The 16299-nt window shown below is 61.0% G+C and carries 14 protein-coding genes and 1 riboswitch; of the genes, 4 read left to right on the top strand and 10 right to left on the bottom strand.

The window, feature by feature from the left end; genetic code table 11:
* Positions 1–18 precede the first annotated feature (18 nt).
* The 5 genes from AS136_RS06945 to dalD form a co-directional block, all read right to left on the bottom strand.
* The gene (locus AS136_RS06945) at positions 19–1173 is read right to left on the bottom strand and encodes a mandelate racemase family protein (RefSeq protein WP_008804070.1); all 1155 of its coding nucleotides are present in this window, start codon (positions 1171–1173) and stop codon (positions 19–21) included.
* Positions 1174–1470: 297 nt separating this feature from the next.
* Positions 1471–2133: an HAD family hydrolase gene (locus AS136_RS06950; RefSeq protein WP_063266727.1), complete on the bottom strand. Its 663-nt coding sequence runs from the start codon at positions 2131–2133 to the stop codon at positions 1471–1473.
* A 48-nt stretch (positions 2134–2181) separates the two neighbouring features.
* Positions 2182–3459 carry a D-arabinitol transporter gene (gene dalT, locus AS136_RS06955; protein ID WP_008804068.1) on the bottom strand — a complete coding sequence of 426 codons (1278 nt, stop codon included), beginning with the start codon at positions 3457–3459 and terminating at the stop codon, positions 2182–2184.
* Positions 3460–3529: 70 nt separating this feature from the next.
* The gene (gene xylB, locus AS136_RS06960) at positions 3530–4993 is read right to left on the bottom strand and encodes a xylulokinase (RefSeq protein WP_039102372.1); all 1464 of its coding nucleotides are present in this window, start codon (positions 4991–4993) and stop codon (positions 3530–3532) included.
* Positions 4994–5003: 10 nt separating this feature from the next.
* Positions 5004–6371 carry a D-arabinitol 4-dehydrogenase gene (gene dalD, locus AS136_RS06965; protein WP_008804066.1) on the bottom strand — a complete coding sequence of 456 codons (1368 nt, stop codon included), beginning with the start codon at positions 6369–6371 and terminating at the stop codon, positions 5004–5006.
* A 206-nt stretch (positions 6372–6577) separates the two neighbouring features.
* Between dalD and AS136_RS06970 the strand changes: the two genes are divergently transcribed.
* Positions 6578–7519: a sugar-binding transcriptional regulator gene (locus AS136_RS06970; protein ID WP_008804065.1), complete on the top strand. Its 942-nt coding sequence runs from the start codon at positions 6578–6580 to the stop codon at positions 7517–7519.
* 81 nt (positions 7520–7600) lie between these two features.
* Here the strand turns inward: AS136_RS06970 and fbaB are convergent, their stop codons facing one another.
* The 3 genes from fbaB to thiM all read right to left on the bottom strand — a co-directional run bounded on the left by fbaB (position 7601) and on the right by thiM (position 10371).
* Positions 7601–8653, bottom strand: coding sequence for a class I fructose-bisphosphate aldolase (fbaB, locus tag AS136_RS06975; protein ID WP_004201578.1), 1053 nt, complete (start codon positions 8651–8653; stop codon positions 7601–7603).
* A gap of 147 nt (positions 8654–8800) precedes the next feature.
* Entirely contained in the window at positions 8801–9601 is an 801-nt protein-coding gene (thiD, locus tag AS136_RS06980) for a bifunctional hydroxymethylpyrimidine kinase/phosphomethylpyrimidine kinase (RefSeq protein ID WP_008804064.1), read from the bottom strand.
* Complete coding sequence (gene thiM, locus AS136_RS06985) at positions 9598–10371, bottom strand: hydroxyethylthiazole kinase (protein WP_063266728.1); 774 nt, start codon at positions 10369–10371, stop codon at positions 9598–9600. Before thiM ends, thiD begins: the two co-directional genes overlap by 4 nt.
* Before the next feature lie 34 nt (positions 10372–10405).
* Positions 10406–10503: riboswitch (TPP riboswitch) on the bottom strand.
* 184 nt (positions 10504–10687) lie between these two features.
* Here thiM and AS136_RS06990 point away from each other — a divergent pair.
* Entirely contained in the window at positions 10688–11110 is a 423-nt protein-coding gene (locus AS136_RS06990; protein WP_012541051.1) for a universal stress protein, read from the top strand.
* On the opposite strand, the gene AS136_RS06995 is transcribed toward AS136_RS06990, so the two are convergent.
* The gene (locus tag AS136_RS06995) at positions 11107–12021 is read right to left on the bottom strand and encodes a LysR family transcriptional regulator (RefSeq protein WP_074195595.1); all 915 of its coding nucleotides are present in this window, start codon (positions 12019–12021) and stop codon (positions 11107–11109) included. The two genes, AS136_RS06990 and AS136_RS06995, sit on opposite strands and share 4 nt — an antisense overlap.
* Positions 12022–12141: 120 nt before the next feature.
* Here AS136_RS06995 and AS136_RS07000 point away from each other — a divergent pair, with 120 nt between their 5' ends.
* The gene (locus AS136_RS07000; protein WP_012541049.1) at positions 12142–13953 is read left to right on the top strand and encodes an adenine deaminase; all 1812 of its coding nucleotides are present in this window, start codon (positions 12142–12144) and stop codon (positions 13951–13953) included.
* A gap of 2 nt (positions 13954–13955) precedes the next feature.
* Entirely contained in the window at positions 13956–15299 is a 1344-nt protein-coding gene (locus AS136_RS07005) for an NCS2 family permease (protein WP_060876443.1), read from the top strand.
* Here the strand turns inward: AS136_RS07005 and AS136_RS07010 are convergent.
* Positions 15289–16188 (bottom strand): LysR family transcriptional regulator, encoded by a 900-nt coding sequence (locus AS136_RS07010; RefSeq protein ID WP_008804056.1) that lies wholly within the window; start codon positions 16186–16188, stop codon positions 15289–15291. The genes AS136_RS07005 and AS136_RS07010 overlap by 11 nt on opposite strands.
* Positions 16189–16299: the final 111 nt, after the last annotated feature.

The raw sequence follows: 16299 nt of genomic DNA on the forward strand, positions 1-16299 counted from the left end.
GGCATTTATTTTTTTAAATCAGTCGTGGCTAACGGTATTGGCTTCGATATACGCAAAATTAATGTCTTCGCCGAGACCCGGACGTTGTGACAAATGCACAAATCCCTGATCATCCATCGGGTCGACAATGCTGTTGAGATAGGCCGCCGGTTCATCGTAGTCGAGGAACGGATGCAGCAGGCCGCGCTCATACCAACGGCAGTTACGGATCGCGCCGACCACCGCCAGGCTTGCCGCGCCGTTGCCGTGGACTTCGCAATCCATGCCGAAAGATTCCGCCAGCGCCGCCACCTTCATGGTCGGGGTAATGCCCCCCACGCCGTTAGCGCCGGCGCGCAGAATGTCGCAGGCTCCGGCTTTCACCCATTCGGCGCGCATGTGGTGCTTGCCGCCGAAGCTCTCCGGCCCGACGATGGGAATCGACAAGTTTTCCGCCAGCCACGCGTAGGAGGACATCGAATCCTCCTCCATCGGCTCTTCAAACCAGGCGAAATTGAGTTTTTCCAGCGCTTTGCCGATCCACAGCGCCTCGGCGCGGCTGTACCAGTGATAGCCATCAATCATCAGGTCAATATCCGGCCCTACCGCTTCGCGCACCGCCGCGCAGGCTTTAATATCCATTTTGGGATTGGGCGCAAAAGAGATTGGCGGCATCCAGGTGTGCAGTTTGATGGCCTTGTAGCCGCGGGCGACCAGCTTTTCGGCAAAGGCGGCATACTCTTCCGGGGTCGACAGGCCGCCCGGTAGATCGTCGCCGCACATGGTGCTACCGTAAGCCGGGACGGTGTCGCGATAGCCGCCAAGCAGCTTGTAGACCGGCATCCTGAGGCTGCGGCCAATCAGGTCCCACAGCGCCTGTTCAACAAACGACAGCGCGCGCTCCGTTAGCTGATGTGCGCTGCCGCGCTGCCAGTGGTTAAGATCCTGCCAGATACGCTCGCGGTTAAACGGGTCCTGCCCCACCAGCACTTTGCGAAAAAAAGTATTCACCACGAACGGGCGCACGACTTCCGGAGGCGCAAACGAAAAACCCTGCGCCCCATCATCAGCGGTGATGGTCAGCATCGCCATTTTGGCCATGCTTTCAGCCCCCGGATGGGAGTGCCCGGCGCTGTCGGAAACCCGACGAGTGGGATACTGGAAAACGGTGACATTCACAGATTCAATTTTCATGCTCAATCCTTATCACGGCCAAATCCGATCGACAGAGGTAAATCGGCAAAGCGGTTTCACATTATTGAAAATACGTTTCAATATATAATCTAAGCACAATTACGTAGCAGTGCCTCGGACAAACACCGCTAAGCAAGGCCATAAATTTGGGCATTGGCACAACAAGACGTGACTGTTTTCACAAAAGATGAGCGAAATGTGAGGCGGATCGGCATGGAGAAAAAAGGGCGTGAGCGCAGAAAAGAGAGTGACCGACCGTGTACATCCCGGAATTTTCTGCGCTCACGAAAGCGTAAGTTATGCGACCGTCGCTGGCTCGGCGTTAAGCGCTTCCAGCAGTTCAGGTAAAGTTTGATAGCGGCCGACAGCGGCCTGATAGCGCCCCTGTCGGCTATCTTCGGCAACCACCGCCGTGGGAATACCGGCGGCCTGAGCCGCGCAAAAGCCGGTAAAGCTATCCTCAATCACCAGACACTGGCTGGCGTTGAGATTGAGCTTGCGCAGCGTCGTCAGATAAACCGCCGGATGTGGCTTTCCACGTTCTTCATCATCTGCGCTGGAAACCACGTCGAAAAAGTGCCAGAGCGAGAGCTTGTTCAGCACAGCGGCAATAACCTGGCGGGATGATGACGTGGCGAGCGCAATTTGATAGCCCGCCTCGCGAAAATAGCGTAACGCCTCATGCACGCCGTGCATCGGCTCGCCTTCGTTGGCGATCAGGCCGGTAATACGCTGCAATATCGCGGCTTCAAGCCGCTGCGGGTCAAGATCAAGCTGAAAATAGCGGCACCAGGTGCCGGCGATTTCGTCGAGGCGTTTGCCTTTGGTCAGGGTTTCACACTCATCCACGCTCGCCGTTGCCCCCCACTGCGCGAGGGCGTCAATCTGCGCCTGTCGCCACAGCGCCTCGGAATCAATAATCACGCCATCCATGTCAAAAATAACCGCCTGCATACTCATTCGTTCACCTCATTAAGGCTGGCATGAAGCCCATGCCAGCCGCATCACCTAAGAGAATTCAACCTGCTCGCGGGCGGTTGCTTCCTTGTGGGAGAACCCCGGCTGCTCCACGCGGATAAAGGCGCAGAGGAAAAAGGCCACCACGTACAATGCGGTGTAGGCAATCACCACCCCGATGGTGCTGAAGAACGGCAGCAACACCACGGCAATCGCCGGCGCGAGAAAGTTCGACATCCCCGCCGACAGGTTATAGACCGAAATCGCCGCGCCTTTGTGCTTCGGCTCCAGCGCCGGGAACACAGCGGCCAGCGGCACGAAGGCGGCGACAAAGATCCCGAGGGCGATGGCGGGGATCAGCGCCATCGCAAAGCTATGGCCAAAGTGCTGAGGGATGTAGTAAAACGCCAGGCTGGAGAGCGCCATCCCGATGCAGCCGAACCAGCGCACCACCTTCATCCAGCCCAGTTTTTCCCCCAGGATCCCCCACAGCACGTTAGAGAAAATGGTGGTGAAGAAGAAGACTGCCCATACCTGGAGCCATTCTGAAGTGGTGAAGCCCAGCTCATCGACAAACATCATCGGCATAATGACCGCAAAACCGAACAGCGAGAGGGTATTGATAATCCTGACCATGCTCGACAGCAGAATATTGCGGTTGGTATAGAGCAGCGTCGCGGCGCGTCCCAGCTCGGAAAATTTCTGGCGAGTGGTGAGATTCTGCATATGCTGCGGCGTTTGAATATGGCGCAGGGAAGCCAGGGCAATCACGCCCCCGGTGACGCAGAAGGCCAGCGCCAGCCATAAAGTCCCCAGTTCGCCAATGTGCGGAATGGTGAAGCTCGGAATATAGCTGCCGAACACGCCGATGCCGATGGAATAGACCGCCCAGAACCAACCGATGGCCGAGCTGGCATTGTCGCTTTTGACGTTATGGACAATCGCCACGATAAACGAGTAGAGGAACAGCGGATAGGCGAAGCCGCGGATGCCGTAGAAAATCAGGATCAGCGCATAGTTGGCGTGACCGAGGCCGAAAACGAGGAACAGCACGTGGAACACGCACCACAGTACGAAGCCAATCATCATCGTTTTCAGCGGGGTGATAATTTCCGCCACCACGCCGGAAATCCATGCCGACAGCGCGGCGGCCAGGCCGTAGAGGGTAAAGGCAAAGGAGGCCTCCGCCGGAGAGAAGCCGAGCGCTTTGATATAGTGCGACAGAAAGGCTAATTCAAAACCGTCGCCGGTCATAAATACGGCAATGGCGATGTATCCCCAGAGCAGGTTCAGGGGTAAACCGAGCCACTGTTTATTATTGATAGACATAATGACCTCGTTTTCAGGGTACAGGGTGGCCGCTCCGCGATGTGCAACGAAGCGGCTGTTATGATGAAAATCAGTGCTGCCGGTAATTCAGATCGTTTAAATACAGGTCTTTAAACTGCGCGTAGCGTTGCATCAGGGTGTGGTGGCGAACGGGATCCGCACGCCAGGTCTGCCAGACTTCCGGTTTTTCACACACCGCGGCAATCGGTTTGCCCGCCGCCAGGCAGGCCAGCCGCGCCGCGCCCAGCGCGCCGCCGGTCTCTCCCCCTTTATGGGTCACCACCGGCATAGCGAGAATGTCGGCCAGCAGCTGGGCCCAGAAAGGACTGCGGGCGCCGCCGCCCACCAGCGAGCACTGCGCGATCGGCGTACCGCTCTCTTTCAACGCCTGCAGGCCGTCGTTGATACCGAAGCTCACCCCTTCCAGCACCGCGTAGCCAAGCTGGGCGCGCAGGCTGGCGTGGGTCATGCCCCAGAACATGCCGCGCGCGTCAGGATCGTTATGCGGGGTACGTTCGCCGGAGAGATAGGGCAGGAAGAACGGGGCGTGGGCTTTCTCCTCCTCGCTGAGCTCGGCAATTTCCGCCAGCAGCGCCACCTCCGTGGTGCCGGTCAGGCGGCAGAACCACTGCAAACAGCTGGCGGCGCTCAGCATGACGCTCATCTGGTGCCACAGGTTCGGCAGCACGTGACAAAACGCATGTACCGCCGACTGCGGCGCCGGACGATAGGCGTCGGTCACCACAAACAGCACCCCGGAGGTGCCGAGCGAAATAAACGCATCCCCCGGCGAGACCGCGCCGACGCCAATGGCGCTAACCGCGTTATCCCCCCCGCCCCCGGCCACCACCACCGAGGCGTTCAGCCCCCAGCGCGCCGCCACCTGCGGATCAAGGGTGGCGGAAACCTCGCAGCCTTCGACCAGCGTCGGCATGTGGCTGCGCGACAGGCCGCACTTGTCCAGCAGAGCGTCGGACCAGTCGCGCTTCGCCACGTCCAGCCACAGCGTCCCGGCGGCGTCCGACATGTCGGAGACTTTCTTCCCGGTCATCCGATAGCGCAGATAATCCTTCGGCAGCAGCACCGTGGCGGTGCGCTGAAAGTGTTGCGGCTCATGACGGCGCACCCACAGCAGCTTCGGCGCGGTAAAGCCCGGCATCGCCAGGTTGCCCGCCACCTGATGCAGCTCCGGCGCCATCGCCTCCAGCTCGGCGCACTCTGCGGCGCAGCGGGTGTCGTTCCACAGAATGGCCGGACGGATCGTCTCCCCCTTTTCATCCAGCAACACCGCGCCGTGCATCTGTCCGGAGAGGCCAATCGCCTTGATGGCCGGCCAGTGCTGCGCGCATTTTTCCCGTAGCGTGCTCATCAGGTACTCCGTCGCCTCCCACCATAGCTCCGGTGATTGTTCTGACCAGTGCGGATGGGGCCGCTGAATGCTCAGCGGCGCGCTATGGCTGGCGATAACCTCATAGTTCTCATCAATGACCAGCGCTTTGACTTCCGATGTGCCGAGATCGATACCCAGATACATAGCCACCTCTTTATTTAATCAGCGTGTAAACGGCGGCGACTTTCTCGCGCATCAGCGCCAGGAAATCCGCGTTATTGGCGAGGTCACCAAACAGGGCTTTATCGCGGGCATAGACAGCCACCGGATCCTGAGCCTCATACATCTCATGCACCGCCTGCGCATCCAGGATGCCGTCCTGGTACTGATAGGGCAGCGTTCCCTTATGCCACTGCTCCATAAAGACGAAGAACAGCGCCGGCAGCATGGCGGTCGCCTCAGGGCGGACGCCGCGCTGATAGCACTCCTGCAGCGTGGGGGCGATCATCGCCGGAATTTTCGAGAAGCCGTCGGCGGCGACGCGCTGGTTGGTGTCCTGGATATAGGGGTTGGTAAAGCGTTTGAGCACCACATCGCGGTAGGTGGGCAGATCAATGCCGTTATCGCCGAGGCAGGGAATGACATCCTCCGTGACGTAGCGATCGGCAATGGCGTAGATAGCATCGGTCAGCGTGCTTTCATGAATATACTGCTGGCCAATTAAGGTTCCCGCCCAGGCAATGCAGCTGTGCGACGCGTTCAGAATGCGGATTTTCGCCTCTTCATACGGGATGACCGACTCGACCATCTCCACGCCGACCGCTTCCAGGTTCGGGCGGGCATCACGGAAGTGGTTCTCCACCACCCACTGGATAAAGGTCTCCCCCATCACCGGCGCTTTGTCATCAATCCCGGTTTGCGCTTTGATACGGGCCGGCAGATCGGCCGCCGGACGCGGGGTGATGCGGTCCACCATGGTGTTCGGACAGGTGGTATTGGCCGCCATCCAGTCAATCACCGCCTGTTTGCCGGTGAGCTGCAGGAACTCGACCATGCCGTCGTGGAAACGCTCGCCGTTGTGGCGCACGTTGTCGCAGTTGAGCAGGGTCAGCGGCCCGGCGTCGTCGGCCATGCGCTTCTCCAGGATCCGCGCGAGGGTGCCATAAATAGTTTTGCACTCGCCTTGCAGGTCGGCCTGCAGATCGGGGTTACTGGTTTCCAGCTGATGGCGGGTGTTCAGGTAGTACCCCCCTTCCGTCACAGTAAAGGCGATAACTTTGGTCTGCGGGTTAGCCCCTTCGTTAATCAGCGGCTGCAGCCCGGCCTGCCACGGCAGCAATTTCTGGATAGAAGTAATTTCTTCATAGTCGCGCTCCCCTTCCGGGCTGACGGTCTCCAGGACGTAACGTCCTCCCTGCGCCGCCAGCGCCTGCACCACCTGCTCGGCGTCGTTACGAATATTTCCTGCCGCGATGTGCCAGCGCTTATCCCCGGACGCTATCAGACGATGCAGATACCACGCCTGATGCGCGCGATGAAAAGAACCCAGACCGATATGAAGCCATGTGAATTGATTGTTCATGTTCTGTTCTCCTTGAGTTGATGGCGCCACTGTAATTGATCATTTGACCAAAATAAGAGCCACGGATCACAAAAGAACAATTACCCAATTAAATTACAAATGACCAGACAAGAGCAAAAGCTTGCCAGTTATGCCAACCACGGCGAGAATGCGGGTATTCGCCGGGCCAATTGCGAGCCCTGGTCAGCAACTTAGGGCGGGAAACCATGAGTAAAGAAGACGATATCCGGTTGGATCAGAAGGTGCGTGCCGCATGGATGTACTACATCGCCGGTCAGAATCAGAGCGAGATTGCCAGCCAGCTGGGCACCTCCAGACCGGTGGTGCAACGGCTGATCGCCGCGGCGAAAGAAGAAGGGATAGTGTCGATTAATTTGCACCATCCGGTAGCAAACTGCCTCGATTATGCGCAGTTGCTGCAGGAAAAGTATCGATTGATCGAGTGCAATGTGGTCCCCGCCTTTAGCGAAGAAAGCACCCTCGACAGCGTGTCGTTTGGCTGCTATCAGCTGATGGCTCGCTATCTGCAGGATGATAAGGAGAAAATCATCGGCCTGGGCTCGGGCCTGACCCTGAAAAAAGCGCTGCAGCGCATCGATTTTGACAGCCTGAATACCCGCTGCGTGGCGCTGATCAGCGCCATGAACGCCGACGGGCAGTGCAATTATTACGATGACGTGCCCCTGCTGCTGACCCGCAAAATTAAGGCCAAGTACTATCAGTGGCCGGCGCCGCGCTACGCCCAGAGCGCGGAGGAGCATGAGATGTGGTGCACCAACCGCTTATTCCGCAGCGTCTCCGGCGTCGCCCAAGAGGCGGACGTGATTTTTGTCGGCATTGGTCCCCTGGGCACGCAAAGTCCGATCTTTAAAGACGGGTTTATCAATCAGGCGCAAATGGATGAGCTGACCGCGCGCGGCGGCATCGGAGAGATCCTCGGACGGTTTATCGATGCGGAAGGCCACGTGGTAGACAGCGAGATCAACCGCATGATCACCAGCTATGATATCCGTCAGAACCACTGCCCGCGTATTGCCGCGGCCTGTGGAGAATACAAACGACCGGCGATCCTGGCGGCCCTTAAAGGCGGCTGGATCAATGGTCTGGTGACCGATGAACATACCGCCCGCTGGCTGCTGACGCGGTAACGGCGCGGCCTGAAGGCGCATAAAGAACGGTAACCCCGGTGCGCGTCGCGCCACCGGGGATCCCAACGATACTCGTGCTTATCAGGCGATAGTCACTTTCCCGTCAAGGTAGACGTCCTGCACGGCATTGATCAGCTTCACGCCGTCAGCCATCGATTTCTTAAACGCTTTGCGACCAAGGATCAGCCCCATACCGCCGGCGCGTTTATTGATCACCGCTGTGCGCACCGCGTCGGCAAGGTCGGTCTCCCCGCCCGCCGCGCCGCCGGAGTTAATCAGCCCGGCGCGGCCCATATAGCAGTTGGCCAGCTGGTAGCGCACCAGATCGATGGGGTTATCGCTGGTCAGTTTGCTATACACCCGATCGTCGGTATAGCCGAAGTTAACCGCTTTGTAGCCGCCGTTATTCTCCGCCATTTTTTGCTTAACGATATCGGCGCCGATGGTGGCCGCCAGGTGGTTGGCCTGACCGGTCAGGTCCGCGGAGACATGATAGTCGACGCCATCTTTCTTGAACGCCGAATTGCGCAGATAGGCCCACAGCACGGTGACCAGGCCCAGCTCATGGGCCCGCTCAAAGGCGGCGGAAATCTCTTCTATCTGACGACGCGATTGTTCCGAGCCGAAATAGATCGTCGCTCCCACGGCCACCGCCCCCATATTGAACGCCTGCTCAACGCTGGCGTAGAGGGTCTGGTCGTATTCGGTGGGGTAGCTCAGCGTTTCGTTATGGTTGAGCTTCACCAGGAAAGGGATGCGATGCGCGTAGCGGCGCGACACCGAGGCCAGCACGCCGTAGGTCGACGCCACGCAGTTACAGCCGGCTTCGATCGCCAGCTCGACGATATTTTTCGGATCAAAGTACAGCGGGTTGGCGGCGAAGGAGGCGCCCGCCGAGTGCTCCACGCCCTGGTCAACTGGCAGAATGGAAAGGTAGCCGGTTCCCCCCAGGCGTCCGGTATTGTACAGGGTCTGCATATTGCGTAGCACCGCCGGTGGTCGGTTATTATCCACCATCACCCGATCAACATAATCTGCCCCAGGCAGATACAACTGGTCGGCCGGAATGGTTATACAACGGTGCTGCAACAGGCTCTCGGCATCTTTGCCCAGCAACTGCGTAATATCAGTCATAGCAATCTCCCGTAAGGCCGGCCGAAGCCGGCATGCATTATCCCAACCCAATTTTTTTGGGCAGGTTAAGCCTGGTACCGACTTAGCCTATTTTCCAGCCGGGGTGCCATTTTTTCAGGAGATTCTGCTGTCCTGTTGCGCTGCCATTTACCACCAGGCGTGGAAATGGTGCACCGGCCCGATGCCGTGGCCCACTTCCAGAGAGTCGGCCTGCGCCAGGGCCGCCGACAGCCAGGCCTTCGCCTCGGCGACGGTGGCCGCCCAGTCCGCATGACGGGGGCGCAGCGCCGCCAGCGCGGCGGAGAGCGTGCAGCCGGTGCCGTGGGTATTTTTGGTCTGCACGCGAGGCGTGGTAAACCGCTGTTCCCCTTCGCGGGTGAAGAGCCAGTCCGGGCTTTCGGCGTCGTCGAGATGGCCGCCCTTCATTAATACCGCGCCGCAGCCCAGCGCCAGCAACGCCCGCCCCTGCTCCAGCATCTCGCGCTCGGTGCGCGCATGGGGGGCATCGAGTAGCGCGGCCGCTTCCGGCAGGTTCGGGGTGATCAATGACACCTGCGGCAACAATCGTTGACGCAGGGTCTCCACCGCCGAGGCCGACAGCAGCGGATCGCCGCTTTTCGCCAGCATGACGGTATCCAGCACCACGTTGGCCACCCGGTAGCGCGCCAGCCGCTCGGCCACGGCTTCCACAATATCGGTCTCCGCCAGCATGCCGATTTTGGTGGTATCGATACGCACATCGCTGAACACCGAGTCGAGCTGCGCGGCCACAAAATCCGGTTCGATGCGATAGACCGACTGCACGCCGCGGGTATTCTGCGCCACCAGGGCGGTGATCACCGAGCAGCCATAGGCCCCCAGCGCGGAGAAGGTTTTCAGATCGGCCTGGATACCGGCCCCACCGCTGGGATCGGTGCCGGCGATGGTCAGGGCGTTGATGCGTTTCATCCCTGCACCTCCTGATACAGCGCGTCGAGAAACGCCGGAATAAAGCTGCCAGGGCCTCCCTGACGGGCGGCGATCTCCCCAGCCTGCTTCATCAGCCCGCAGGCGGCGGCCACGTTTTCCAGCCGGTCCCCCGGCAGCGCAGCGCTCGCCGCCACCACCGCCGACAGCGCGCAGCCGGTGCCCACCACCCGGGTCATCAGCGGATTACCCCCCGCCACGCTGCGCACCCGCTCGCCGTCAGTGACGTAGTCCACCTCGCCAGTGACCGCCACCACGGTTGCCAGCCGACGAGCCAGCGCCTGGGCCGCCGGCAGCGCCGCGGCGGCCGTATCGGTGGTATCCACCCCGCGCCCGCCGGCGCTCATCCCGGCCAGCGCCAGAATTTCAGAGGCATTGCCGCGAATGGCCGCCGGCTGCAGGGCCAGCAGCTCATGACAAAAGGCCGTGCGCACGGTCAGGGCGCCGACCGCCACCGGATCCAGCGTCCAGGGCCTGCCGGCCTGACGGGCGTGCTCCACCCCGGCGCGCATCGCCACGGCGCGATCTTCGGTCAGGGTACCGACGTTAATTAACAGCGCATCGGCGATAGCGGCAAACTGCGCCGCTTCGCGGGGATCGATCACCATCGCCGGCGAGGCGCCGACGGCCAGCAGAACATTGGCGGTAAAGGTCTGCACCACATCATTGGTCATGCAGTGCACAAGGGGGGAATGGGCGCGCAGCAGATGGCGCAGGTGCGCGACAGGCGCGGGATTCAGCAGCTCAGGCATGGTTTGCTCCCGCCAGACGAGGTAGAAGCAATGACCCTGCGGTCTCTGACTTCCCTACGCTGGCATTATCCAGATCAGGTGGTACGGGTATTTCTCAGCCTTCAACGAAGAAGGGCACCCCGAGTCAAAATAGTGAAATTGTTAAGCGTTGTGGAATTTACCGCAACTCACCGGTTCATACAACAAGCCTTTAGCCCTGCAACGACACCCGCGCGGCCATCATGCTCATCAAGCGACCGGGCGGGATTGCATTCCGCTGCTAGCGGGCGGAAAATGATGACATCATGCGCTATTTAGCCTACCGAGGATATACGCCATGGCCGTTTATCACCATGCGCTGGTACTGATTAACAGCAGTCAGGACGGCGTCCCGCTGCTCGAGCATGCCGCCAGAATGGCAGAAGAGAACGGCATGCGCATCACCATCGCCCACATCAGCACCGACTATCGGGCGCTGAACTATGTTTCCGACAGCCTGCGCGACGATCAGGTTTCACAGGAGGTGATCCAGGCCAAGGCCCTGCTCAACGAGCTGGCCTGCACTGTCTCCCTGCCGGTTGAAACCCTCTCGCTGGTGACCACCCGCCGGTTTGAAGACGTGGAAACCTGCGTTCGGCAGCGGCAGATCGATTTAATTATTGCCGGGCACCATAACCGGCTGCTGGGCGTCCTCTCCTCACATTCGCTGGAGTACATCAATCACTTAACCGCAGACGTGCTGATCAAGCACCTGCCCTAGCGCAATTCTCCCTGCAGCAGGGAAAAACAGGCTTCGATAAGCGGCGGCAGCGCCTGCGGGCCGCGCATCAGGGCCACCGTACGGGTCAGCGCCGGCTGCTGCAACTGGGCGACCTGGAGCGCCGGGTCCTGCAGATGGGTGGTGTACAGCGCCGGCAGAATGGCCACCGCTAAGCGCGAGCGCACCAGGCCATACAGGGTTTCGATATAGTCCACCTGGTAGCGGGTGGTCAGCGTCAGGCGATGGCTCTCCACTAATGCCGCCACCAGCCGTTGAATATTACCCTTCGAGAAGACGGCAATATCCCGCCCCACCAGCTGTTTCCACGGCAAGTGCGCCTGCGCGGCCAGCGGATCGTCACGGTGCAGCACCGCCACAAAGGGATCTTCGCGCAGCGGATAGACCAGCAGTTCAGCAGGCACTGAGCTGTCGATCGCCCCGATGCCGAAATCAATCTCGCCGCGCAGCAGCGCCTGGATAAGCGCATCGTTGGTCTGATCGTGAAATTCAATGCGCAGACGCGGAAAGGCCTGGGCCAGGGTCTGCGGCAGCAATGGAAACAGCAGCGAACTGACCGACGGCACCAGACCGATACGCACTGTCCCGTCGCCGCCCGCCTCGACGATCTGCTGCATATCGAAAAAGGCCGCCTGCGCTACGCTGAGGATCCGCTGGGCGTGGGGTAAAATCGCCGCCCCCAGTTCAGTCAGGGTGACCGCCGAAGCGGTACGGTTGACCAGCTTGCCGCCGAGCACCGTTTCAATTTGCCGCAGCGCGCTGCTCAGCGCCGGCTGGCTAATCGCCAGCCGACTGGCGGTATCGGTAAAATGGCGCAGCTGGGCCAGGGTGACGAAATACTGAAGCTGTTTAAGAGAGAGCGCGGGCAGACGCTGCCAGGGTTCGTTCATTATCGGGTTCGCTACGGTGGTCCTGCACAATAACCCGAGCTTATCGGGTGATAAATTTATTCATCTGGGCAAACGTTTGCTGTGCCCATAGAGTATCCGCATTATCCTTGTGCCGGAGTGGTTATGTCCAGCAATGCTCAAGTCCGTCGTCGCGCCGTGCAGGCCGCGCGCGGCGAATCCCCGTTTGATCTGCTGCTGGTCGAGGCGCAGATCGTCGATATGGCCACGGGCGAAATTCGCCCCGCTGACGTCGGTATCGTCGGCGAGATGATCGCCAGCGTCCACCCGCGCGGCAGCCGCACCGACGCCCATGAAGTACGTTCCCTGGCCGGTGGCTACCTGTCCCCCGGCCTGATGGACACCCACGTACACCTCGAAAGCTCGCACCTGCCGCCGGAGCGCTACGCGGAAATCGTCCTCACCCAGGGCACCACCGCGGTGTTCTGGGATCCGCATGAGCTGGCCAACGTCCTCGGCGTCGAGGGCGTGCGCTACGCGGTTGACGCCAGCCGCCATCTGCCGCTGCAGGTGATGGTCGCCGCGCCGTCCAGCGTCCCCTCCACGCCAGGTCTCGAAATGTCCGGCGCCGATTTCGCCGGCGCGGAGATGGAGACCATGCTCGGCTGGCCGGAAGTACGCGGTGTGGCGGAAGTGATGGATATGCACGGCGTGCTGCACGGTAGCGAGCGGATGCAGGAGATTGTCCAGGCCGGTCTCAACAGCGGCAAACTGATTGAAGGCCACGCCCGCGGCCTGAGCGGCGCTGACCTGCAGGCCTACCTCGCCGCCGGCGTCACCTCCGATCATGAACTGACCTCGGCGGACGACGCGCTGGAAAAACTGCGCGCCGGTCTGACGATCGAGATCCGCGGCTCGCACCCCTATCTGCTGCCGGATATCGTCGCGGCGTTAAAAACGCTGCCGCACCTCTCCTCGCAAATCACCGTCTGCACCGATGACGTGCCGCCGGATATGCTGCTGGAGAAAGGCGGGATCATCGCCCTGCTTAACCTGCTGATCGAGCACGGTTTACCGGCGGTCGATGCGCTGCGATTCGCCACCCTCAACGCCGCTATTCGCCTGCAGCGCCACGATCTCGGGCTGATTGCCGCCGGGCGGCGCGCGGATTTGGTGGTGTTTGATTCCCTGGAGAAACTGGTGGCCCGTGAAGTCTACGTTGGGGGGGAACGGCTGGCCCATGCTGGCCGCCTGCTGAAGCCGATCGCCCCCGCGCCGGGCGTGACGCCGCCGCGCGATACTTTGCCGATCGCCCCCCTCCGCGCCGATGACTTTGTTCTGCGCGTCCAGGGCATTCGTCACGGCGTCGCCCGCCTGCGTCATATCCGCGGCGCGCGCTTCACCCAGTGGGGCGAAGTGGAAGTGCAGGTTCGTGACGGGAAAGTCCAGTTGCCCGCCGGTTTCAGTCTGATCTGGGTTAAGCACCGCCACGGCCGCCACCAGGCGACACCGCAAATCGCCCTGCTCGAAGGCTGGGGTGAGCTGCGCGGCGCCATCGCCACCAGCTACTCCCACGACTCGCACAATCTGGTGGTGCTCGGGCGCGACGCTGATGATATGGCGCTGGCGGCCAACCAGCTTATCGCCTCCGGCGGCGGGATGGCGCTGGCGCAACAGGGCGAGATCCTTGCCCATGTGGCGATGCCGATTGCCGGCATGCTGTCGGATCTCCCGGCCGCCGAGCTGGCGCGTCAGTTCCGCGAGCTGCGCGATCTGAGCAGCCAAGTCGCCGACTGGGAGCCACCGTACCGGGTGTTCAAGGCCATTGAAGGAACTTGCCTTGCCTGTAACGCCGGGCCGCATTTAACCGATTTGGGTCTGACCGACGGCGGCAGCCGTCAGATAGTCGACCCGTTGATAGCCTGCCGGGAGACCCCGGAGCCAACCGATCACAACAATAATCCTCAGGGAGCCTGAGCATGGCCGATAACACACTTCACTCATCCGCCCGCGCTAACTGGCTGGAGCGCCGCTTTGCGCTGCGCTCGCGCGGCGGTACGCTACGCACTGAATGCCTGGCCGGGATCACCGGCTTTCTCGCCGCCGCCTATTTACTGGTGGTCATCCCGGGGCTGCTGGCGATCGGCGGGATGGACAAAGGCGCCGCCACCACCGGCACCATTCTGGTCTTCGTCGTCGGCTCTCTGCTGATGGCGTTTTATGCCAACCTGCCGTTTATCGTCGGCCCGGGGATTGGCGGCTCGGTGCTGGTGGGAGTGACGCTGGCCGGTAGCGAAGGGATTGGCTGGCAGACTGGCCTCGGGATTGCCTGCTGGTCGGGGATCCTCTTCTTCCTGCTGACCCGCTTTGGCCTGCGCGAAGTGGTCACCCGCTCGGTACCGCAGTCGATCAAGCTTGGGCTCACCGCCTCCATCGGCCTGTTTGTCGCCGTCCTCGGCTTTCGCAATGCCGGGCTGGTGCTGGCCAATGCGAAAACCAACGCGCTGATGCTCGGCGACTTTCTCGCCCCCGGCGCGCTGGTGGCGCTGTGCGGCCTGTTCCTGGCGATAGCCCTGCAGGCGCGTAAGGTTCCGGGCGCGATTTTGTGGGCCATTCTGTGCGCCACGCTGGTGGGCATCCCCTTCGGCGTCACCCATCTGCCGACAAGTTTTATCGACGTTCCCCATTCGCTAACCCCGGTGCTGGGGCAGGTTGATCTGCTGGGGGCGTTAAACATCGCCTTCCTGCCGTTCCTGTTCGTCTTTTTCGCCTCTGAGTTTTTCTCCACCATGGGGACGACGCTGGCGGTGGGCGGCGAGGCGGGGCTGCTGGATGAAGAAGGCAACATGCCGCAGATTAATCGCCCGTTTATGGTCGATTCGATTGCCGCCGCGGTCGGCCCATGGGTGGGGATCCCGGCGGCGACGGCGCTGATTGAGTCTTCGGCGGCAGCGGAAGCCGGCGGCAAAACCGGCCTCACCGCCCTGTCGGCGGCGGTAATGTTCCTGCTGATGCTGCTGTTCACGCCGGTGGCGTTGATGATCCCGAAAGAAGCCACCGCCCCGGCGCTGATCCTGATTGGCCTCAACATGTTCAGCGGCCTGCGCAAAGTGGATCTTGGCAACTTCACCGACGGGCTGCCGGTGCTGATGATGGTGATGATCACCCTTATCGCCAACAGCTTCGGCACCGGGATTGCCGGCGGGCTGCTGTTTTACATTGTGATCAAGGCTATCGCCGGCAAGTGGCGGGAAATCCCGATTGGCCTGTGGGTGCTGGCTGTCCCGCTGGTGTATTACTTCGCGACCTTAGTCAGGCATTAAGCCCTTCACAATGTGATTTCACCTCTTCATATAACAAACGCACCGCGGCAGAGAGCTGTTTGCGGTGCGGACAAATCAGATTCAACGGCACCACATCCCCCTGATAACGCGGCAGCAGGCGCCGCAGGCGCCCCGCCCGCAGATCGTCGCTGACGTCGAGCATCGATTTATAGGCAATGCCCTCCCCGGCCACCGCCAGCCGACGGATCACCTCGGCGTCGTCGCTCATCACCGTGCCGGAGACCTTCTGCTGCTGAACCACACCGTCGAGGCTCAGCGACCAGCGGTCGAACGGACGGCCGCGCAAAATGTAGATCAACGCATTGTGCTGGCTGAGCTCCTCGAGGGTCTGCGGTTCGCCGTGGCGGGCGATCCACTCAGGCGAGGCCACCAGCACCCGACGATTTTCCGGCGCCACCGGCAGCGAGATAAACGAGGCATCGTCGTTATTACCATAGCGAAACGCGACGTCCACCGGATCTTTAAACACGTCGGTCAGCTGGTCGGAAAAGAGTAACCGCAAACGCAGCGCCGGGTGGCGTTGGCGGAAATCACGGAACAGGGTCAGGAGCAGGTTGCGCCCGAGGTCCGACGGCACAGCAATCTGCAACATGCCGCGAACTTCATCGTCCGGGGTCTGGATCTTCTGCAGACCGGCTTCAAGGGTATCGAGCATCTGGGTGGCGTAGGGCAGCCAGGTCTCCCCCTCCGGCGTCAGGCGCAGGCTGCGGGTCGAACGGGCAAACAGGCGAATATTGAGGATCGTCTCCAGACGCTTAATCGCCGCGCTGACCTGCGCCGGCTGTTGTCCGGCTTCGCGCGCCGCGTCGCTAAAACTGCCCAGTGCCGCGGCGCGGACAAATAAGGTCAGATCTTCCAGCCTGAACATGCCGATTCTCCCCTGCTTCAGATTGCTCCCAAAATACGCATCACCGTCGCTGCAACGCAAGCGGCGCAAGACTTGTGCCGTGTTTTGCTTACACTTTTTAAAAATCCAGTG

It is taken from the genome of Klebsiella sp. D5A, from assembly GCF_001620885.1.
GTDB lineage: Bacteria > Pseudomonadota > Gammaproteobacteria > Enterobacterales > Enterobacteriaceae > Klebsiella > Klebsiella variicola.

Coding starts and splice junctions, on each gene's coding strand:
- AS136_RS06945 (WP_008804070.1), bottom strand. CDS start 1,173: ATGAAAATTGAATCTGTGAATGTCACCGTTTTCCAGTATCCCACTCGT.
- AS136_RS06950 (WP_063266727.1), bottom strand. CDS start 2,133: ATGAGTATGCAGGCGGTTATTTTTGACATGGATGGCGTGATTATTGAT.
- dalT (WP_008804068.1), bottom strand. CDS start 3,459: ATGTCTATCAATAATAAACAGTGGCTCGGTTTACCCCTGAACCTGCTC.
- xylB (WP_039102372.1), bottom strand. CDS start 4,993: ATGTATCTGGGTATCGATCTCGGCACATCGGAAGTCAAAGCGCTGGTC.
- dalD (WP_008804066.1), bottom strand. CDS start 6,371: ATGAACAATCAATTCACATGGCTTCATATCGGTCTGGGTTCTTTTCAT.
- AS136_RS06970 (WP_008804065.1), top strand. CDS start 6,578: ATGAGTAAAGAAGACGATATCCGGTTGGATCAGAAGGTGCGTGCCGCA.
- fbaB (WP_004201578.1), bottom strand. CDS start 8,653: ATGACTGATATTACGCAGTTGCTGGGCAAAGATGCCGAGAGCCTGTTG.
- thiD (WP_008804064.1), bottom strand. CDS start 9,601: ATGAAACGCATCAACGCCCTGACCATCGCCGGCACCGATCCCAGCGGT.
- thiM (WP_063266728.1), bottom strand. CDS start 10,371: ATGCCTGAGCTGCTGAATCCCGCGCCTGTCGCGCACCTGCGCCATCTG.
- AS136_RS06990 (WP_012541051.1), top strand. CDS start 10,688: ATGGCCGTTTATCACCATGCGCTGGTACTGATTAACAGCAGTCAGGAC.
- AS136_RS07000 (WP_012541049.1), top strand. CDS start 12,142: ATGTCCAGCAATGCTCAAGTCCGTCGTCGCGCCGTGCAGGCCGCGCGC.
- AS136_RS07005 (WP_060876443.1), top strand. CDS start 13,956: ATGGCCGATAACACACTTCACTCATCCGCCCGCGCTAACTGGCTGGAG.
- AS136_RS07010 (WP_008804056.1), bottom strand. CDS start 16,188: ATGTTCAGGCTGGAAGATCTGACCTTATTTGTCCGCGCCGCGGCACTG.